13 protein-coding genes are annotated in these 19,662 nt (G+C 69.2%); 5 read left to right on the top strand and 8 right to left on the bottom strand.

Annotated features, from left to right (window positions below; all coding sequences use genetic code 11):
• Positions 1-143: 143 nt before the first annotated feature.
• Positions 144-4,910, top strand: a complete 4,767-nt coding sequence (locus J5226_RS18655; protein ID WP_215836002.1) for a DUF11 domain-containing protein — start codon at positions 144-146, stop codon at positions 4,908-4,910.
• Positions 4,911-5,134: 224 nt separating this feature from the next.
• Here the strand turns inward: J5226_RS18655 and J5226_RS18650 are convergent, their stop codons facing one another.
• Both J5226_RS18650 and J5226_RS18645 read right to left on the bottom strand, forming a co-directional pair.
• On the bottom strand, positions 5,135-6,490 hold the full coding sequence (locus J5226_RS18650; protein WP_215836001.1) for an MATE family efflux transporter: 1,356 nt from the start codon (positions 6,488-6,490) through the stop codon (positions 5,135-5,137).
• Between the two features lie 387 nt (positions 6,491-6,877).
• Positions 6,878-7,492, bottom strand: coding sequence for a DUF2239 family protein (locus J5226_RS18645; protein ID WP_215836000.1), 615 nt, complete (start codon positions 7,490-7,492; stop codon positions 6,878-6,880).
• Positions 7,493-8,093: 601 nt separating this feature from the next.
• On the opposite strand from J5226_RS18645, the gene J5226_RS18640 reads away from it, so the two are divergent.
• Together J5226_RS18640 and J5226_RS18635 are read left to right on the top strand one after the other, a co-directional pair.
• Positions 8,094-8,741: a DUF5671 domain-containing protein gene (locus J5226_RS18640; RefSeq protein ID WP_215835999.1), complete on the top strand. Its 648-nt coding sequence runs from the start codon at positions 8,094-8,096 to the stop codon at positions 8,739-8,741.
• Positions 8,738-9,172 carry a hypothetical protein gene (locus J5226_RS18635; RefSeq protein WP_215835998.1) on the top strand — a complete coding sequence of 145 codons (435 nt, stop codon included), beginning with the start codon at positions 8,738-8,740 and terminating at the stop codon, positions 9,170-9,172. Before J5226_RS18640 ends, J5226_RS18635 begins: the two co-directional genes overlap by 4 nt.
• A gap of 309 nt (positions 9,173-9,481) precedes the next feature.
• On the opposite strand, the gene J5226_RS18630 is transcribed toward J5226_RS18635, so the two are convergent.
• The 3 genes from J5226_RS18630 to J5226_RS18620 form a co-directional block, all read right to left on the bottom strand.
• A complete protein-coding gene (locus tag J5226_RS18630; RefSeq protein WP_215835997.1) occupies positions 9,482-10,651 on the bottom strand; it encodes a hypothetical protein in 1,170 nt (389 codons plus the stop codon).
• A 695-nt stretch (positions 10,652-11,346) separates the two neighbouring features.
• A complete protein-coding gene (locus J5226_RS18625; protein ID WP_215835996.1) occupies positions 11,347-12,246 on the bottom strand; it encodes an SDR family NAD(P)-dependent oxidoreductase in 900 nt (299 codons plus the stop codon).
• A 169-nt stretch (positions 12,247-12,415) separates the two neighbouring features.
• Positions 12,416-13,168, bottom strand: coding sequence for an SDR family oxidoreductase (locus J5226_RS18620; RefSeq protein ID WP_215835995.1), 753 nt, complete (start codon positions 13,166-13,168; stop codon positions 12,416-12,418).
• A gap of 140 nt (positions 13,169-13,308) precedes the next feature.
• On the opposite strand from J5226_RS18620, the gene J5226_RS18615 reads away from it, so the two are divergent.
• The gene (locus J5226_RS18615; protein ID WP_215835994.1) at positions 13,309-14,238 is read left to right on the top strand and encodes a LysR family transcriptional regulator; all 930 of its coding nucleotides are present in this window, start codon (positions 13,309-13,311) and stop codon (positions 14,236-14,238) included.
• A gap of 10 nt (positions 14,239-14,248) precedes the next feature.
• Here the strand turns inward: J5226_RS18615 and J5226_RS18610 are convergent, their stop codons facing one another.
• Entirely contained in the window at positions 14,249-15,187 is a 939-nt protein-coding gene (locus J5226_RS18610) for a LysR family transcriptional regulator (protein ID WP_215835993.1), read from the bottom strand.
• A gap of 130 nt (positions 15,188-15,317) precedes the next feature.
• Between J5226_RS18610 and J5226_RS18605 the strand changes: the two genes are divergently transcribed.
• Positions 15,318-16,349: an alcohol dehydrogenase catalytic domain-containing protein gene (locus J5226_RS18605; protein ID WP_215835992.1), complete on the top strand. Its 1,032-nt coding sequence runs from the start codon at positions 15,318-15,320 to the stop codon at positions 16,347-16,349.
• A 72-nt stretch (positions 16,350-16,421) separates the two neighbouring features.
• On the opposite strand, the gene J5226_RS18600 is transcribed toward J5226_RS18605, so the two are convergent.
• Complete coding sequence (locus J5226_RS18600; RefSeq protein ID WP_215835991.1) at positions 16,422-17,852, bottom strand: DUF1501 domain-containing protein; 1,431 nt, start codon at positions 17,850-17,852, stop codon at positions 16,422-16,424.
• A gap of 12 nt (positions 17,853-17,864) precedes the next feature.
• Entirely contained in the window at positions 17,865-19,622 is a 1,758-nt protein-coding gene (locus J5226_RS18595) for a DUF1800 domain-containing protein (protein ID WP_215835990.1), read from the bottom strand.
• Between the last annotated feature and the right edge of the window lie 40 nt (positions 19,623-19,662).

Genomic DNA, 19,662 nt, shown 5'->3' with positions numbered 1-19,662 from the left:
GCCTTCCTGTCCGCAGGGGGAGCGCAATGGCCGCACCGACCTGTCCGCACTGGGGGCGCAATGGCTGCACCGACCTGTCCGCTTTCGTGTGCCTGCGCCGATAACCGCTAATAACGAATGCGATTAACTGGGAATTTCGCCGTATGAGCGTCACCGCCGCCATCCATGCCTGGGCCGTCGCTGCACGAGGGAAGTCGCTGCGGGCCGTGATCGGCTCCCCATCGGCGGATGCGGGGCCATTGGCGCGGAGGAGGACTGCCCGAAAGCGGGCGCCTGCGGTTTGGGGAGCCGCTCACGCAAAAAAGCGTTCTCGCAGCTGGTCCGGCATCGTCGCGCTGGGGCTGGCGGTATTGGCGCTTCTTTTGGTCGCTCTGCCGGCCGAAGCGCAGATTCAACGCAGTTTTCGTAATCTCGGTTTCGAGGCGCCGCCTACGTTCGACGTTCCGCCTAACTGCTTCTTGATCACCCGGATCGAGGACGCGCCTGGCTGGGCGACCACTGAGCCCGTTCAAACGAATGGCGGCGCGGGCGGTTGCCCGCAGGGAAACCCCGGAACCGGTGCGGGCACCATCGAAATCTGGAACACGGCTTTCAGCGGCGTGTCGGCCGCGGAAGGCAGTCAGTTCGCCGAACTCAATGCCTATAGCAACGGCCGCTTGTCGCAACCGGTTTGCTTGTTCAATAACGAACAGGTCGGCTACAGCATGCTGCATCGTGGCCGCGGCAGCTCCACGGTGGCGGATGTCGCCGAGTTCAATATCGACGGTGCGGGCAATACCGTGGTGCGCGTCAGTACGACCAACGTCGGCAACGACAGCAACAGCGGTACGGTCGCTTGCGGCGGCACGATGTTCTCGGCGGCGCAAACCAACACCGTGAGCGGCGCAACCGACGGCTTGGTGCAGTCCGCGTCCTGCTCCACTTCGGCGTCGACGAACGGGTGGCGCCGTTACAACGGAACATTCGTCTATGGCGGTGCCAATGGCACGCACAATTTCGGTTTCGGCGCGATTTCGACGGGTTCCGGCGGCACAAGCGTCGGCAACTTTCTCGACAGCGTGGACATCATTCTGAATCCTGTCGTCGAATTCACCGGTTCCATCGCCGGTACCCGCCGGGAGGGGGCAGCGGCCAATACCCTCAGTCCTCAAATCCGCATCGTGGGTACCGTTCCGGCTGGCGGTCTGGTGTTGGATTTCGAGAACGCCGCTACGGCGACCGCGACGCAGGGCACCGACTACACGATCAACTCGGTCACTATCCCGGCAGGCCGCTACGAGGTGCCGACGACACTCACCCTGACCAATCTCGTTACCGTCAACAACGATACGATCATCGAGAACAACGAGACGATCGATCTGCGCATCGTGGCGAGGCAGGGCGCCTACGTGGTGGGCTCAACGCAGACTTGCGGCAACAATGCCGCCACGCCGGGCGTGGTGACCATCATCGACAACGACGTCGACTTGGCGACCACCAAGACCGTCGCCAATGCCAATCCCGCGCCGGGCGGCAGCGCCGTATTCACCGTTACCTACCGGAACAATACCGCGCGTCCGACGGTCGGCACCGGCACTGATCTGAACGCGCACGATGCCACAGCGACCCTCGCCGATGCCTTGCCGGCCGGCTTCACCGCGTTCAGCTGGACTTGCGCCGGCACCGGTGGGGCCACGTGTCCGGCCGCCACGGGCACGGGCGCGATCAACGCCACGCCTGTGACTTTGGCGGCGGGCAGCAACGGCGCGGCGGGTGCGACCTTGACGTATACGGTCACCGGCACGGTCGCGGCGGGCCAATGCGCGGCCACTGTCAACACCTCCACCATCACGGTCGTTACGCCGTTGGCCGAAGCGACCGGGGCGCAGGCGGACTTCACTACGCCCAATCCCGGCGGCAGCGACAACAACACGGCCTCTGTCACGGTAGACCCGGGGTGCCTGACCTTGAACAAAACCACGCAGAGCGGCGTGGGCGGTCCGTTCAATTTCACTTTAACCAATACGACTCAAACCACAGGTACCGCGACCACCGTCACCGCCGGCGCCGCGCAGCAAGTGGACGGAAACGGCGCTGCCGGCCTGCAGCCGTTCGGTGTGTCCACCGCAGACACGGCAATCACCATCGGCGAGACCGCGCTGCCCGCCAACTTCGTGTTGACCGACGCTGCCTGCGTCAACAACGGTTCCACGGTCGGCTCGCTGACCGGCACGACCTATACGATTCCGGCGGGCAGTGTGACGGCCGGTGCCGATTTCGTTTGCACCTTCACAAACACGCGTTCGACCACGTTGCAGCTGGCCAAGACCTGGGCGACAGGCAGTCTTACCGGCAATCAGGTGACCATTGGTGCGACCACGGGCGGCACCAACAACACCGTGTCGTTCGACGCGACCGCGCCGACGGCGGCCAACAGCGGGACGGCGGTGACGGTGGCAGTGGGGAACGCGATCACGCTGCCGGCCGAAGGCGGCACCGACGTGGCGAACTACACCACGACGGTGGCGTGCACGGGCAATCACACGCTGTCCGGCACGAATGGCCAGCAGACCAACACGCTGACCATTACCAGCGGTAATGCCGCCGTGTGTACGTACACCAACACCCCCCGAACGACGACGCTGCAACTGTCGAAAGCCTGGGCCACGGGCAGCGTGACCGGCAATCAAGTGACCATCGGCGCGACGACCGGCGGCACCAACAACACCGCGTCGTTCAACGCGACCGCGCCGACGGCGGCGAACAGCGGTGCGGCGGTAGCGGTGACGATCGGCAATACGATCACGCTGCCGGCCGAAGGCGGCACCGACGTGGCGAACTACACCACGACGGTGGCGTGCACGGGCAATCACACGCTGTCCGGCACGAATGGCCAGCAAACCAACACGCTGACGATCACCAGTACCAACCCGGCGGAATGCACCTACACCAACACGCCGCGCACGACGACGCTGCAGTTGGCGAAAGCGTGGGCGACGGGCAGCGTAACCGGCAATCAGGTGACCATCGGCGCGACGACCGGCGGGACCAACAACACGGCATCGTTCAACGCGACCGCGCCGACGGCGGCCAACAGCGGCGCGGCGGTGGATGTGACCGTCGGCAATGTGATCACGCTGCCGGCCGAAACCGGCGCCGACGTGGCGAACTACACCACGACGGTGGCGTGCACGGGCAATCACACGCTGTCCGGCACGAACGGCCAGCAAGCCAATACGCTGACGATCACCAGCACCAATCCGGCGGAATGCACCTACACCAACACTCCCCGAACGACGACGCTGCAACTGTCGAAGGCCTGGGCGACGGGCAGCGTGACCGGCAATCAAGTGACCATCGGCGCGACGACCGGCGGCACCAACAACACCGCATCGTTCAACGCGACCGCGCCGACGGCGGCCAACAGCGGCGCGGCGGTGGATGTGACTTTCGGCAATACGATCACGCTGCCGGCCGAAACCGGCACTGACGTGGCGAACTACACCACGACGGTAGCGTGTACGGGCAACCATACCTTGTCCGGCACCGACGGCCAGCAAGCCAACACGCTGACGATCACCAGCGCCAACCCGGCGACGTGCACCTACACCAACACGCCGCGCACGACGACGCTGCAGCTGTCGAAGGCCTGGGCGGCGGGCAGCGTGACCGGCAATCAAGTGACCATCGGCGCGACCACGGGCGGGACCAACAACACGGCATCGTTCAACGCGACCGCGCCGACGGCGGCCAACAGTGGAGCGGCGGTCGATGTAACTATCGGCAACGTGATTACGCTGCCGGCCGAAACCGGCACCGACGTGGCGAACTACACCACGACAGTGGCGTGTACGGGCAACCATACCTTGTCCGGTACCGACGGCCAGCAAGCCAACACGCTGACGATCACCAGCGCCAACCCGGCGACATGTACCTACACCAACACGCCGCGTACGACGACGCTGCAGCTGTCGAAGGCCTGGGCGGCGGGCAGCGTGACCGGCAATCAAGTGACCATCGGCGCGACCACGGGCGGGACCAACAACACGGCATCGTTCAACGCGACCGCGCCGACGGCGGCCAACAGCGGCGCGGCGGTGGTGGTGACGGTCGGCAATACGATCACGCTGCCGGCCGAAGGCGGCACCGACGTGGCGAACTACACCACGACGGTAGCGTGTACGGGCAATCACACGCTGTCCGGTACCGACGGTCAGCAAGCCAACACGCTGACGATCACCAGCACCAACGCGGCGGAATGCACCTACACCAACACCCCGCGCACGACGACGCTGACGCTGCGCAAGCAATGGTCCGGCGCGACGGTCGGCGACAACGCCACGGTGTCGGTGTCGCGCGGCGGCGCCGCAGTCGGGACGCTGGACTCGCGCGCCGATACTTCCAACGAGGTGGACGCCTCGGCGACGCCGGTGACGGTGTTCGCGGGCGAAACGCTGACGCTGCAGGAAGCCTTGGCGGGGGCCAACACGGGCCAGTACGACAGCGCGTTGGCGTGCACCGGCGCGGCCGACACAGATCCCGACGATGGGCTCACCATCGCCGCAGGCGACGGTGCGATCGTGTGCACGTTCACCAACACGCAGCGCACGACGGATCTGTCGATCACCAAGACCAACACGCCGGCGAGCGGAGCGTCGGATCAGACCGGGGATACGGTGGTGGGCGGCACGGACACCACCTACAGCGTGGTGGTGACCAACCACGCGGCGACGGCGGTGACCGGTGCGGTGGTGCGCGATACGCCGCAGGCCGGTTTGGATTGCCCGGCGGCGAATGCGGTGACGTGCGCGGGCGCGGCGTGTCCGTCCGGGGCGATCACCGTGGGCGATCTGGCGAACGGGGTGACCTTGGGCCAGTTGGCGGCGGGCGCGACGGCGACGTTGAGCTTCACTTGCGCCGTGCAGCGCTGAGCCGCGAAACGGCCGCCGTCGCCGCTGATCGCGGCGACGGCGGGAAGCGCAGGGCGTTGCGATAGTCGCGGAAAGCGAGGCGTTGCGAGGATCGCGCAAAGCGAGGCGCGAAGCAGAGCGGGCTTAGGCCCGCTCTGCTTCTTTTCGCGCGGACATCCGCTCGCTCGTCGCGGCGTTCGCCGATTCCGCGAGCCCAGGGCGAACGCGAGGCGCTCGCTTACGGTTCACGCCGCGGCCGTCCCCATCAGCGGCAAGCGCCGCCGCAACTCGCGACGCAACAGCCACCACACCGTCAGCGCTTGCAACACCGTCGTGCCGACCGACAAGAACCACAACTGCCGCACCTCGAAGCCCGGATGCTGCGACAGCCAGATCGCCGGCAGCGCGAAGGTCAGCAAGCGCGACGCGCTCGCGTACAACGACGGACGGGTATTGCCCAAGGCCTGGAACATGCCCGAGCAGGTGAAAATCAAGCCCGAGGCGACGAAGTTCCACGACACGATGCGCAGGAAACCGGTGGCGATCTCCGCGGCCTGAGCGTTGTCGGCGAACGGCCGCATGAACCACTGCGGCTGCCACTGGCACAGCAGCGTGAGCGCGAACATCGCCGCGGCGCCGATCAGCGCCGCGCTGCGGAACGTCGCCGCCACGCGTTCGGCGCGGCCGGCGCCGACGTTCTGTCCGGCCACCGGCGCCACCGCGAAGGCGATGGCCATCACCGGCAGGAAGATCGCCTGCATCACCCGCATGCCGATGCCGTAGCCGGCCTGCGCGTCGGTGCCGAGGCCGCGCAGGCACCAGTAGGTGACGCCCATGAACACGAACATCAGCGCGAATTCGCCGCCCGGCGGCAGGCCGATGGCGAGGATGCGCCGCCACACCGGCGGTTGCGGCCGCAGCTCGCGCGCATCGACGCCGACGAAATGCTCCAGGCGCAGGAAATACAGCAGCATCAACGCCACGCCGACGGCGATGGAGATCGAACTGGCCCAGCCCGCGCCGGCGACGCCGAACGCGCGGCCGGTCAGCCAGCCGGCGATCAGCACCGGGGCGAGGATCGCGTTGAGCACGACGGTGACGATCTGCACCAGCATGGTCGGCTTGGAAATGCCGGTGCCGCGCAAGGCCGCGCCGAGCGTGGCCAGCGCGAACTGCAGCGCCAGCCCGGGCAGGAAGGCGTGCAGGTAGGCGACGCCGGCCGCGGCGCTGGCGGCGTCGGCGGCGATCGCGCGCATGTAGGCGCCGCTGAGCGCGTAGCCGGCGATCAAGGTCGCGACCGCGGCGAGGACCGCCAGCACCAGGCTCTGATTGAACACCCGGTTGGCGTCGTCGGCGTCCTTGCGGCCGCAGGCTTGCGCGATCAGTGCCATCGCGCCGACCGCGAGCACCTGGCTCATCGCCATGACCAGGAATTGCAGATTGCCGGCCGCGCCGACGCCGGCGATGGCGGCGTCGCCCAGGCGCGAGACGAAGTACAGATCGATCAGCACGTACAGCATCTGGAACAGCATGCCGATGCCGATCGGGACGGCGAGCGAGATCAGATGTTTGGGAATCGATCCCTGGGTGAGGTCGCGCATGGCGGATCCTGTGGCGTAGTGGGGGCGAAGAAAGGGACGGACGGGCGGGGTTGGGTGTCGGCGCCGGAGCGGATGCCGCGGCGTGAGTCGAGCGAAGCGGGTGTGGCGAGTGAGGCGAGACGATCCGGATACGTCGGGACGGATGCGTCGCGAGCCGGAACGCAATACGTCGGACCGGATCGACGTACGACGGCTTGGAAACTTCGGCTCGGAACGGCGCTCCGGTCGAGCGGCATCGGCCGGGTCGAACGAACAAGCACTAAGCCGCGACTGGCGCGGGGCAAAACCATTCGGCCGGCGCGGGCGGATCGACTCGCGGCGCTTACAGCAAACGCATCGATCCGGCGAAGCAGGCCGCGGCTCGCCGCCTGCGCCGCACGCGGCGGCTCAGGCGGGGAATGCGTCCGCGGCCAGCACGTGCAGATACTCGCGCACGTCGGCCGGCCACGCCTCGATGCGGCGGGCGAAGCCGTCGCGGTCGCCGGCGAACAATGCGCGGGTGGCTTCCTCCGCGCCCGCCGCGTTGCCGGCCAGGGCGTTGAGGCAGCGGTAGGCGGCTTCGCGCGCCAGCCGTTGGCGCATGCCGGTTTCGCCGTGCTTGCGCGCCTGATCGATGAGCTTGCGCAGCGTCACCGAGGCGCCGCCGGGTTGCGCGGCGAGCCAGTCCCAATGCCGCGGCAACAAAGTGACCTCGCGCGCGGTCACGCCCAGGCGCGGGCGGCCGCGGCCGCGCGGCGCTTCGGCGGCTTGCGTCTCCTCGGCCTCGGACGCTTCATCGTCGGTGGAGGCGGCCGGCAGGTCGCGATAACGCGCCGCGACCTCGGCGGCGTCGCCGCCGAGGTGCAGGTCGACCTGCTGCCCGCTGCGGTCGTCGAACACCAGCAACTCGGCCTCGCCGCCGCGCGCGGCCGCCGCGTGCACGGCCACGGCGACCTCGGCCAGACGGCCGCGGGCGAGTAGGCGCTGGCCGGCGAAGGCGGTGTAACCGGGGGTGGGGCTCATGGGTGGAGGCCGGGTTTGGATGAGGTGGTAATTATTACCCGGGTATAATTTGAATGGCAAGCGCCGTGGGCTTTTCGGTCCGCCGCGTGGGTCTGGATGGCGGGCAGGGCGGGATGCTCGGGCTTCGCGGAAAGGGGCGGGCGACCGGATGCGGCTCTTCGGATCGCCGCGTCGCTCGATGGAGGCGCCGAAGGCGGAAGCTGTCGCTGCCCAGGCCCAGGCGCACGTTGCCGTCGGGCTCTTCGCCGCCCTTCTTCTGAATCAAGTCGACGGTGGAGCCGGGCTGGCCGTTGCAGAAGACGATCCTCGCCCGTGCGCCGCGCACCCGTGGCGATGCGTCGAGGGAACGTTTCCGCAGTCGTCGAGCGACGTCTGCGCGACAGGCGGCGAGTCCGAAGCGCTTTCACGAAACGCGCCGCCCGGCCTCGCGCGCATACGCCCCCACTTGCGGCGGCAACGCCCCCGCGCAAGCCGGCGAACGTCGCCCCGAACGCGCCGGCCGGTAGCGTTTGGCTAGACCTCGCGCGTCGCCCGCGCAACGCAATGCCGCGCGCGCGCGACCGCGGCTAGAGTCGGCCCGTCTTCCCACGGAGCGGCGATCATGGCAGCGGGCATTTCGGCCTTGGAGCGGTTCGTCCATCAATCCCTGTCGAGCGGACAGTCGCGCCAAGCCACCGGGCAGGCGCTGATCGCCGCGGGCTGGAGCGAATCGCAGGTGCGCGGCGCGCTCGACGCGTACGCCGACAGCGCCTTTCCCTTGCCGGTCCCGCGTCCGCGAGTATCGCTGTCGGCGCGGGAAACCTTCGTCTACCTGCTGACCTTCAGCGCGCTGTACGTGGTCGCTTTCCACCTGTGCGATCTGTGGTTCGACCTGATCGGGTTCTATCTGCCCGACGCGATCGATAGCTCGCCGTTCTGGAGCCAGCAGCTCGACGCCTCGCTGCGCTGGTCGGTGGCGTCGTTGGCGGTGGCGTTCCCGCTGTTCGCGTGGCTGTGCCACGTCATCGACGCGGACGTGCGCCGCAATCCCGGCAAGCGCCTGTCGCCGGTACGCCGCTGGCTGACCTACCTGACCTTGTTCCTGGCCGCGACCGCGTTGATCTGCGACGCCACCGCGCTGCTGTACCACTGGCTCGGCGGCGAACTGAGCCTGCGCTTCGGCCTCAAGTGCCTGGCCGTGGCGACCGTCGCCGCCAGCGCGTTCTGCTACTACATCCGCGACTTGCGCCGCGAGGAGACGCAGGCATGACCCTCAGCTTCGGACGCACTCTGATCCTCGCCGCCGGCGCGGCGATCCTGGCCAGTTCGGCGCTGGCGATCGCCGTCATGGGCGGCCCCGGCGACCAGCGCCTGGCGCGCATGGACCTGCGCCGCACCCACGACCTCGACCGCATCGAGACCGAGATGAACCGCTACTGGCCCAAGCACCAACGCTTGCCGGCCGACCTCACCGAACTGGCGTCGCAGCCCGGGCTGTCGCTGGTCGTCGCCGATCCGCTGACCGGCGCGACCTACCGCTACCTGCCGGGCGCCGCGCGCGCCTACCGCCTGTGTGCGCGCTTCGACACCGACAGCGGCCAACGCGACGCCGCGCGCCGTTCCGAAAGCGCATCGAGCGAGGAATGGCGCCACCCCGTCGGCGAATTCTGCTTCGACCGCGAAGTCCCCTCGAACCTGTAACCCGCCAAACCGTTGCGGCGGCAGCGCAAACCCGTCCCCGAAAACGGCGCGCTTCCCGGAACCGAAGAACGTTTGTAGGAGCGGCGCAAGCCGCGACCGCGCCACTTCAACCGCCGTCGCAACTCCGCACGTCGAAACCATCGCGCACCGCACGAACTTTCAGCTCCGACAAACGTCCCCGAAGCCCCTGTAGGAGCGGCGCAAGCCGCGACCGCGCCACTTCAACCGCCGTCGCAACCCCGCATTCCGAAAACCCCGCCGAGCCCCATCGTCGCATCGCGCGCTAACGGCACCACGCGCACCTCGCGCTCAATTGGCCCCTTCGCAATCCTGCCGCTGCGCATCGGGCACATACCCGCCCTGCATCAGAAACATCGCCGGCACGTTCGATTGCGTCCCCGCGCCGGGCGCGCCGGTCTGCGCCGCCGGCATCGTGGGAGGCGACCAATTCTGCGCGCGGTCCGCAGCGCGTTCGCGCGCCTGGCTGGCTTGTTCGGGCGACAGGTCGCGAGTCAGCGAGCGGATCTGGGTATCGACCATATCGCGCGGATTGAAATCGCCGCGCCCGAACCCGCGCGGGCCGCGCGGACCCGGGCCGACCGGCGCGGGCGGAGTCGCCGCGTTGGCGGCGGCGTCCTGCGCCGGCAGCGAATCGCGCAATTGCAAGAACAGCGCCAGCGATTCCACCGGATCGGCCTGCACCGCTTGACCGAGAAAACTGCGGCGCATGCCGTCGCGCTGCGGCGAATAAGCGAACGCCAGCGAGGCCATCATGCGCGCGTCGCCGCGTTGCGCCGCGGCGCGGGCGATGGATTCGGCTTCGTTGCGGTAGGTCGACAAGCCGGACAAGTTGTCGAGCGTGTCCTGATAGCGGAACGCGTTGCCGCTGGCGTAATGGCGCATCGCCGCCGGCACGCCGGCCAGCGCGGCGCGGCGCCAGTACGCGGCGCGTTGTTCGGCGCTGATCGGCGGCACCTGCGCGCAGTGCTCGGACTGGGTGAGCAGACGGTCGGTCATGCTCTGGTAGCTCTCGGCCATGCGCTGGCGCTGCTCGCGCTGCTGCTGCGTATCCTGCGGCATGCGCTCGAGCTGGTGCTCGAACATGTCCAGATTGTTTTCGGCGCCGGCCAGACGCATGCGCAGGCCGTCGCAGTATTCCATCTCGGCGGCGAGGCGGCAGGCGGCGGCGGGCTCGGTGGCGGCGCGGCGCTGCAGCTCGGGCAGGATCAGCCGCAGCGGAGTGTCGACCGACGGCAGCGGGCGGGCGGTGCCGGCGTCGTAGCGCGGGATCGCGGCCGGCGCGCGCGTCGCGGCGCCTGTCGCGGGTTGGGCCGCGGAGGCGGCCGGCGCCGCCGCGGCGACCGCCGGCGGCGGCGCGTCGGCGCTGCTGCGGCGGCCCCAGTAATACATGCCGACGCCGGTCGCGGCGAGCGCGGCGATCCAGATCAGCGAGCGTCCATGCTTGAGCGTTGCGGTCATCGTTGCGGCGGGTGGCGACGGCGGTTCCGAATCATAAGCAGATTCCGCGGGGAGTGCGGGGCGGAGCGCGGCGGCCGGGCGACTGCGGTTTCTGACAGGTCTGATTGGCGTCGGCGCGCGTTGCGGCCAAGCTGTGCGCCGACCTCCCGCCGCCGGCGGCGGCCAGGATGGCCGTCGTCGGTTTTTGTTTTGAGGCGGGGGATTGGGGGTGAGGGGCGGCGGCGTTGGACCTTGCGCCGTGGTTTGGTTGGCGCGGTCGCGGCTTGCGCCGCTCCTACAGGGGGCGTGCGTGGCAACGCGTTGGTGCGCGCAGCCGTGAGGTCCGACTTGTAGGAGCGGCGTAAGCCGCGACCGCGGCATCGGGCGTGCGGCGCGAGATTGAAGTTTCGCGGTCGCGGCTCGCGCCGCTCCTACAGGGGGGCGTGGCATCGCGTTGGTGCGCGCAGCCGCGAGGTCCGACTTGTAGGAGCGGCGTAAGCCGCGACCGCGGCATCGGGCGTGCGGCGCGAGATTGAAGTTTCGCGGTCGCGGCTTGCGCCGCTCCTACAGGGGGCGTGCGTGGCATCGCGTTGGTGCGCGCAGCCGCGAGGTCCGACTTGTAGGAGCGGCGCAAGCCGCGACCGCGGCATTGGGCGTGCGGCGCGAGATTGAAGTTTCGCGGTCGCGGCTGACGCCGCTCCTACAGCCGAACCGAACTACACGATGCGCGGATGCAGCAGATCGGCCAGATCGTTGCGCCATAGGAATTCGGCGCGGATGCGGTCGGCGACGGCGCTGACGGTCGCCGAGCCGTCGTCGGCGGGGTCGACGTGGACGCGGAACGGGCGTTGGCCGTAGGGGCGGTCGAGGATCGCGACCATGGCGTCGGCGACGCTGGCGGGATCGGCGTCGACGGGTACGCCGGCGGCGAGTTTTTGCAGGATTTCGGCGCCGAAGCCGGCGGTGGGGCCGCGTTCGTAATCGGCCAGCCGCGCGCTGTCGGCCGGCGCGCCGGCGTGGGCGAAGTGGTTGGTGCCGGAGGTGAAGGCGCCGGGCACCAGGATCGAGGTTTCGATGCCCCAGCGCGCGAGTTCGCCGGCGTAGCTGACCGCGAGCGAGTCCATCGCCGCCTTGGCCGCGAAGTACGGCGCCAGATACGGCGGCGTGCCGCCGCGCGCGCTGCTGCTCGACACCCACAGCACCAAGCCGCGGCGTTGTTCGCGCAAGTGCGGCAGCGCGGCGCGGTTGACCCGCTGCGCGCCGAGCACGTTGCTGTCGTAGAGCTGGGCGAATTGTTCCGGCGTGAACGCTTCGGCCGGGCCGAAGGCCATGTGGCCGGCGTTGTGCACGAGCGCGTCGAGGCGGCCGTGCGCGGCGATCACCGCGGCGATGGCGGCATCGGCCGAAGCTTGCGAGGCGACGTCGAGTTCGAGCGTGCGCAGGTCCACGCCGTGTTCGCGGGCGTAGTTGGCCGCGGCGGCGACTTGCGCGGCGTTGCGGCCTTGGGTCTCGCGCATGCTGGCGTAGACGGTGTGGCCGGCGCGGGCGAGGGCGCGCGCGGCGAGGGCGCCGAAACCGCTGGAGGCGCCGGTGATGAGGACGATATGGTTGGGCATGATTGCGGCTCCGGTGGCGGGCGTGGGGCGCCGGTTAGGGAATTAGGGAAAGAAGGGAAAGAGGGGAAAGAAGGGAAAGAAGGGAAAGAGGGGAAAGAAGGGAAGGGGGGAAAGAAGGGAAGGGGGGAAAGAAGGGAAGGGGGGAAAGAAGGGAAGGGGGCGCGTGGGCTTAGAAGACGTAGCCGCCGTTGACGCGCAGCACTTGCGAGTTGACCCAGGCGCCGTCGGGGCCGGCGAGGAAGGACACGGCCGAGGCGATTTCTTCCGGCGTGCCCAGGCGCTCCAGCGGCGCCAGCGCGGTGAAGTGGGCGATCTGCTCCGGCGTCTTGCCGTTGAGGAACAGCTCGGTCGCCACCGGGCCGGGCGCGACCGCGTTGACGGTGATGTTGCGGCCGCGCAGTTCGTTGGCGAGCACGTGCACGAGGCCTTCGACGCCGGCCTTGGAGGCGATGTACGGGCCGTAGTTCGGGAACGCCTTGCCGATCACGCTGGTCGACAGCGCGACGATGCGGCCGCCGTCGCCGAGGTGTTCGGCGGCGAGCCCGAGCACGATGAAGCTGCCGCGCAGATTGGTCGAGATCACCCGGTCGAACTCGGCCAAATCACCGCCTTGCACCGGCACGTAAGGCATCACGCCGGCGCTGTTGACCACCGCGTCGAGGCGGCCGAACGCGGCCTTGGCTTCGGCGAACACGCGCTGCATCGCTTCGGCGTCGGCGACGTCGCCCTGCAGCGCGACGGCGCGGCCGCCCTCGCTTTGGATCTGCGCGACCACCGCCTCGGCCGCGGCGGCGTTGCCGGCGTAGTTGACCGCCACGGCGTAGCCGTCGGCGGCCAGGCGCAGGGCGATGGCGCGGCCGATGCCGCGCGAGGCGCCGGTGACGAGGGCGGCCTGAGTGGAAAGAGCGGTCTGAGCGGACATGGCGGACTCCGGTTCGGGTGAGGGAAGCCCCGGTCTGTCGGGGTGGCGGCAGTGTGCGCGTTGACCCTGGGTGGATAAATCAGGCTGGATTGGCAATACAATTCAATAATCGCCAACAATCGAGCCGCCGGAGCCCGCCGATGGACCGCCTCGACACCCTGCGTCTGTTCGTCCGCATCGTCGAACTGGGCAGCTTCACCCGCGCCGCCGCGGTGCTGGACCTGCCGCGCGCCACCGCCACCCACGCGATCAAGGAATTGGAAGCGCGGCTCGGCGCGCGCCTGCTCGAACGCACCACCCGGCAGGTGCGGCCGACCCTGGACGGGCAGGCCTATTACGAACGCTGCGTGCACGTGCTGGCCGAGCTCGACGACGCCGACGCGGCGCTGACTCAGCTCGCCAGCGACCCGCGCGGCGTGTTGCGCATCGATCTGCACGGCATCCACGCCACCGGCATCGTGTTGCCGCGCATCGACGAGTTCCACGCGCGCTATCCGCGCATCGAACTGGAAGTCAGCAGCGGCGACCGTCTCGTCGATCTGGTCCGCGAGGGCATCGACTGCGTGGTGCGCTCGGGCGTGCCGCGCGATTCCTCGCTGGTGGCGCGCAAGATCGCGACCATGCCCGAGGTGGTGTGCGCGAGCCCGGATTACCTGCAGCGCTTCGGCGTGCCGCGCCATCCCGACGAGTTGAGCGCGCACCGCGCCGTGGGCTTCTTCGCCAGCGATCGCGACCTGCGTTATCCGTTCGAGCTGACCGTCGACGGCGCGCTGCGCGAGTATCAGCTGGAGAGTTGGATCAACGTCAACGACGCCGCCTGCTACGCCGCCGCCGCGTTGCGCGGCTGCGGTTTGATCCAGTTGCCGCGGCACGGGGTGGAGCCGTATCTCGACGACGGCCGTTTGGTCGAAGTGCTGGGCGACTACGCCAGCCCCGGCGTGCCGGCCTGGGCGATGTATCCGCAGCACCGGCAGCTGTCGCCGCGGGTGCGCGCGTTCGTCGATTGGGTGGCGCAGGTGTTCGCCGACAAGTTCGGCGCTGCGGGCCCGGCCGGCGCCGCGCCGCGCTGAGCGGCCGACGTCACAGCGAAGCGACCGCCGCCGACAGGTGCGGGCGCTGCTCGCTCAGTGCGTCGATCAGCGCGCGCAGGCCCGAGGACACGTGGCGGTGGCCCGGGTAGTACAGGCACAGCCCCGGCGAGTCCGGGCACCAGTCCTGCAACACGCGTTCGAGCCGGCCCGCGCGCAGCGCGTCGGCGGCGAGGTGGTCGGGGACGAAGGCGATGCCGATGCCGTCGATCGCGGCCTCGACCATCAGCGGCTGGTCGGTCAGGGTCAGCGGGCCGTCGACGTTGATCCGCTCGACGATGCCGCGACGCTCGAATTCCCAGCGATAGATCGCCCCGCTTTCGAAGCGGAAGCGGATGCAGTCGTGGCCGAGCAGATCCTGCGGCACCTGCGGCCGGCCGCGCGCGGCGAGGTAGGCCGGCGAGGCGAGGGCGGCGAAACGCACCCGGTCGAGCACGTTGACCGCGATCATGTCCTGCGCGACCGCTTCGGCCAGACGGATGCCGGCGTCGAAGCCGTCGGCGACGATGTCGCTGAGCCGGCCGTCGCTGACGATGTCCAGGCGCACCTGCGGGTGTTCGCGCAGGAAACGCGCGAGCAGCGGCTTGAGCACCAGACGGATCGCGCCTTCGCTGGCGTTGATCCGGACCGTGCCGCTGGGCGTGCCGCGGCGCTCCTCGATCTCCAGCACCGCCTCCTGGATCGCCGCCAGCGCCGGGCGCAGCCGGGCGAACAGACGCTCGCCGGCGTCGGTCAGCGCCATGCTGCGGGTGGTGCGGTTGAACAGGCGGATGCCCAGGCGCTGTTCCAGCGACTTGATCGAATGGCTGATCGCCGACGGCGTCAGGTCGAGTTCGGCGGCGGCGGCGCGGAAGCTGCGCTGGTTCGCCACGGCCAGGAACACCGAGTAGGCCGACAGATCGCCGTTCTTGGATTGGTGAGGATTCTTCATCTTGGAATAAAGGATTGGCGAGATTGTCTTGCCAGTCAACGCTGCCTAGGCTGATCGCATGCGCCTCGCGCCGCCCGCGCCGCGGCCGTCCGCGCCGCCGCCCCCTTCGAATTCAGCCAGGAGCGAACCCATGAAAATGAAAGCAGTCGTGATGACCGGCGCCGGCCGCCCGTGGGAGGTCCGCGAGGTGCCCGTGCCCACGCTCGAGCCCGGGCAGGTGCTGGTGCGGGTGCACGCCTCGGGCATGTGCTACACCGACGTGTGGGCGACCCAGGGGTACGGCGGCGATATCTATCCGCAGACGCCCGGGCACGAGGTGGTCGGCGAAGTGGTCGAGGTCGGCGCCGGCGTGCGCGGCCGCCGGGTCGGCGATCGGGTTGGCACGACCTGGGTGCAGTCGGCTTGCGGCCGCTGTCCGTATTGCCGCCAGAACCGGCCGCTGAGCGGCCAGACCGCGATGAACTGCGTCGAGCCGCGCACCACCGGATTCGCCGCCCAGGGCGGACATGCCGAGTACATCGCCATCGCCGCCGAAGGTACGGTGCTGCTGCCGGACGGGTTGGCCTATGTCGATGCCGCGCCGATGATGTGCGCCGGCTACACCACCTGGAGCGGCCTGCGCGACGCGCAGCCGCAACCGCACGAGCGCATCGCCGTGCTCGGCATCGGCGGGCTCGGGCATGTGGCGCTGCAACTGTCCAAGGCCTGCGGCTACGAGACGGTCGCGATCACCCATTCGGCCGACAAGCACGAACTGGCCCGGCAACTGGGCGCGGACCATGTCGTCGCCGACGGCAAGCAGCTGCGCGAGATCGGCGGCGCCGACGTGCTGCTGGTGACCAGCAACGATTTCGATTCGGCGCGCGAGGCAGTCGCCGGCTTGCGCGTGGACGGGCGCGTGGTGCTGTGCGGGCTGGACTTCAGCAAGCCGTTCTCGATTTCGTCGGAAGGCGTGCCGTTCCACATGATGCGCCAGCGCGTCATCGGTTCCACCCACGGCGGCCAGCGCTATCTGAGCGAGGTGCTGGAACTGGCGGCGCAGGGCAAGGTCAAGCCGATCGTCGAGACTTTCACCCTGGATCGGGCGGTGCAAGCCTACGACCGGCTGGCGTCCGGCAGCATGCGGTTTCGCGGCGTTTTCACCCCATCGCAGCGCGGTTGAGGCGGCGCGGACGCCGGCGGATGCCGGCGTCCGCGTTGGAAGCGCGCAGCGTTGCGCTGCGCGCGCGGCGGATCAATCCACCAGTTCCTGCACGTAACGCATCAGGCGCTCGAGCAGATCGGGCTCGCTCGCCGCGGGCGCCGGCGCCGCGCGCAAACGCCGCGCGCCCGGCGCGGGCTTGGGCGCGAGCGTGCCGAAGTCGCGCACCACGCCCATCGGCGCATAGCCGCTGTAGCCCGGAAACACGTTGGCGAGATTGCTGTTGCCCATGCGCTTGACCAACAGCTCCGACAGCACCTGGCGATGGTCGGTGGTGACCGGCACGTCGCCGAAATGCGGCGACAGGATTTCCGGGTCCAACCCCGACCACGAGCCGTAGAAGCGCCGCCCGTTGACCGCGCCGCCGAGCACCAGCACCGGATTGCCGTAGCCGTGGTCGGTGCCGCCGTTGGCGTTGGCGCGCACGCGCCGGCCGAATTCGGACTGCACGACCACGGTCACGCGCCCGGCGTGGCCGCTGGCGTCGAGCGCGGCGTAGAACGCCGACAAGCCCTGCGAAAGTTCGGCGATCTTGTTCTGGTAGTAGTGGTAGCCGCTGCCCGCGGTGCCTTGGCCGTCGTGGGTGTCCCAGCCGCCGAGGTCGAGCGTGGCGTAGTGCAGGCCGAGGCCGAACTGGATCGATTGGGCGATGGTCCACAACTGCTGGGCGAAGGTCGTGGTCGGCCAGCCGGCCGGCACCGCGCTGTAGCTTTGCTTGGCGATCACTTGCAGCGCGCGGTCGGCGCGCTGGCCGCCGAGTTCCAGCGCGGACGCGCCGGTCCACAAACTCGCCAGGGTTTCGTTGACGCCGCGAAAGCCAGCCGGCGAACCGCTGCGCGCCATCTGCCACGACCACGCGCCGGCGTTGAGCGCGAAGTCCGACGGGCTGGCCATGGTCAGCGCCTGCACCGACGACAGCAGACCCGCCGGCTGGCGCGCGCCGACGCCGAGCGCCGGCAATTGCTCGCTGCCGTTGAGGTTGGGCTGGGTGTTCATCGCCCGCGCCATCCAGCCGCTGCCGATGCCCTGCGAGCCGGGCGTGCCCAGGTCGATGTAGAGCTGAGCGTCGAAGTGGCTGCGGGTGACGCTGGTCAGCAAGCCGCAGGCATGCACGATGCCCAGATGCCCGGCGTTCCACAGATCGCGCAAACCGACGGCGGAGGGATGCAGACCGAAGCCGGTGCCGCCGCCGCTGGCGAGCGTCAGCGGCAGCGCGCCGTAGGTGCCGGTCGCGGCGATGGCCAGATTCGGCCGCGCCTGTTCGTAGAACGTGCGGTCGGCGCCGTCGATCGGCACGACCAGATTGAGGCCGTCCAGGCCGCCGCGCAGGAACACATGCACGATGGTGTCGTGGCCGTTGGCGGCGGCGAGGGCGGGGTTGGCGAACAGCAGCGACGGGCCGCCGACCGCGGTCGCGGCGGCGGTCGCGCAGGTGCCCTTGAGGAAGTCGCGTCGGGTGGTCATGGCGGCACCTGCTCAGCGGGTAAGGAATTCGGGCGACATCAGGATCAGCGAGACCATGCTGCGCAGCCGTTCCTGGTTGTAGTGGCGCTTGAGGTCGGAGGCGGCCCAAACGTTGGTGTCGGTGACGACATAGGTCGCCGGATCGCCGTTCTGGGCCATGAACGCCACCAGCGTCTGCTTGCGCGCCGCGGTCGGCTGATAGCCGAGGATGCGCTGACACCAGAAATCGACCAGCGCGTTCGGCGTCCACGAGGCGACTTTGCTGCGCGTGGTCGCCAGGATCGGCGCCAGCGGCACGGCGTTGTCCTGGGCTTCGGTGAACCAGTTGAGGATCTTCCAGGTCATCGCATAGCTGCTGGAACCCGACCACGCCTCGCGCGTGTCCGGGTAACCGTTCGGCGCCGGCCAGTCGTAGGGCGCGTGGCCGGTGAAGCCCATGCGCCAGGCGAATTCGTCGCTCTTCTGATTGCCCACCGCGAGGGTCCAGTCGCTGCCGAGCGTGCGCATCGCCGCAGCCACCGCCTCGAACGGGCGCCGCGCCTTGGCCGCCCACACGTTGATGAAGGCGTCGGTGTTGAGGATGTGGCGCAAGGTCTTGGCGATCTGGTCCGGCGCCTGCCAGTTCTGCCGGAACACCGCCGCCGCGCTGGTCACCAGCGCCGGATCGGGCGTGTCGGACATGAAGCGGCGGATCAGCTTCTTGCAGATGAAGCGCGCCACGCCCGGATGGCTGGCGAGGCGGTCGAGCACGTCGCGGCCGTCCTTCAGCGCCGGCTGCTCGGGATAGAGCATGCGGCCGAGCAGGAACTTCGGACCCGCGTCGTGCCACGCCTGCCGATAGACGAAGCTGCCGTCGTTGTCGTTGGGATACTGCCAGTGACCGTTCTTGACCGACCAGCCGGTGAAGGCCGACGCGGTTTCGTACACGTCGATGTCGGTGTAGCCGGACGGATAGTTCGGATCTTCCGCGTCCGGCGGCACCTGGAACGGATCCATGAAGCCGAGGTAATGCTCGGCGCCGAGCGTGTGCAGCTCCAGCAGTTCGCGGGCGAAGTTCTCGTTCGGACCGGCGCGGGTGTTGTCGACGTTGTCGAGGTAGTAGAGCATCGAAGTGCTCTTGGCCACTTCCTCGAGCATCGCGCGGAAATTGCCGAACGCGTGCGGACGCAGCACGTCGCGCTGGTAATGCACGTACACCGGGCCGGCGTCGTAGTCGCCGACGGTGACGTTGAAGTGGTCGTGCCAGAAATTGACCATCACCTCGCGCAGCTGGCGCTTGGAATGGACCGCGCGCACCAGCGCGCCGCGCTGGATTTCCCAGGCCGGGCGCATGCGGATGTCGTAGGTGGGATTGGGCTTGACGTGGTCTTCCCACAGCTGGGTCAGCGACTTGCCCAAGGTGGTGTAGCCGGCGCTCGCCAGACGCGCGTCGAGCGCGCTGTCGTCGATCGCGGCCCAATCGAGCTGCCAGTCGATCCAGTTGGCCAGACGCAGCGCGCCGGTCGTGCCGAGCGCGTTGAACTCGGCCACGCTTTGCGCGGTGGCGCCGTAGCTGAGGTTGTTGAGCGCGCGCACCGCGAACGGCGCTTTCGGCAGATCCTTCGGGATCAGCGCGACCGGCGCGGCTTGCATCTCCGGCGCGGCGGCGGCGGCGCCGGCGAGCTTGGCGCGCGCGGCCTTCGACGGCGTGGCGCGGCCGAGCGCGCCGTAGCGTTGCAACAGATGGCGACGGAGCGAGTCGCGTTCGGAATTCGACAGCGGGCTGGACATGGCGCACTCCGGTTGGGCTGGCGTCGAGGCGGCGTGACGA

It is taken from the genome of Lysobacter sp. K5869, from assembly GCF_018847975.1.
Lineage (GTDB): Bacteria > Pseudomonadota > Gammaproteobacteria > Xanthomonadales > Xanthomonadaceae > Lysobacter.
This window is presented reverse-complemented; position numbering and strand designations above follow the sequence as displayed.

Coding starts and splice junctions, on each gene's coding strand:
- J5226_RS18650 (WP_215836001.1), bottom strand. CDS start 6,490: ATGCGCGACCTCACCCAGGGATCGATTCCCAAACATCTGATCTCGCTC.
- J5226_RS18630 (WP_215835997.1), bottom strand. CDS start 10,651: ATGACCGCAACGCTCAAGCATGGACGCTCGCTGATCTGGATCGCCGCG.
- J5226_RS18615 (WP_215835994.1), top strand. CDS start 13,309: ATGGACCGCCTCGACACCCTGCGTCTGTTCGTCCGCATCGTCGAACTG.
- J5226_RS18635 (WP_215835998.1), top strand. CDS start 8,738: ATGACCCTCAGCTTCGGACGCACTCTGATCCTCGCCGCCGGCGCGGCG.
- J5226_RS18640 (WP_215835999.1), top strand. CDS start 8,094: ATGGCAGCGGGCATTTCGGCCTTGGAGCGGTTCGTCCATCAATCCCTG.
- J5226_RS18600 (WP_215835991.1), bottom strand. CDS start 17,852: ATGACCACCCGACGCGACTTCCTCAAGGGCACCTGCGCGACCGCCGCC.
- J5226_RS18645 (WP_215836000.1), bottom strand. CDS start 7,492: ATGAGCCCCACCCCCGGTTACACCGCCTTCGCCGGCCAGCGCCTACTC.
- J5226_RS18655 (WP_215836002.1), top strand. CDS start 144: ATGAGCGTCACCGCCGCCATCCATGCCTGGGCCGTCGCTGCACGAGGG.
- J5226_RS18625 (WP_215835996.1), bottom strand. CDS start 12,246: ATGCCCAACCATATCGTCCTCATCACCGGCGCCTCCAGCGGTTTCGGC.
- J5226_RS18605 (WP_215835992.1), top strand. CDS start 15,318: ATGAAAATGAAAGCAGTCGTGATGACCGGCGCCGGCCGCCCGTGGGAG.
- J5226_RS18620 (WP_215835995.1), bottom strand. CDS start 13,168: ATGTCCGCTCAGACCGCTCTTTCCACTCAGGCCGCCCTCGTCACCGGC.
- J5226_RS18595 (WP_215835990.1), bottom strand. CDS start 19,622: ATGTCCAGCCCGCTGTCGAATTCCGAACGCGACTCGCTCCGTCGCCAT.
- J5226_RS18610 (WP_215835993.1), bottom strand. CDS start 15,187: ATGAAGAATCCTCACCAATCCAAGAACGGCGATCTGTCGGCCTACTCG.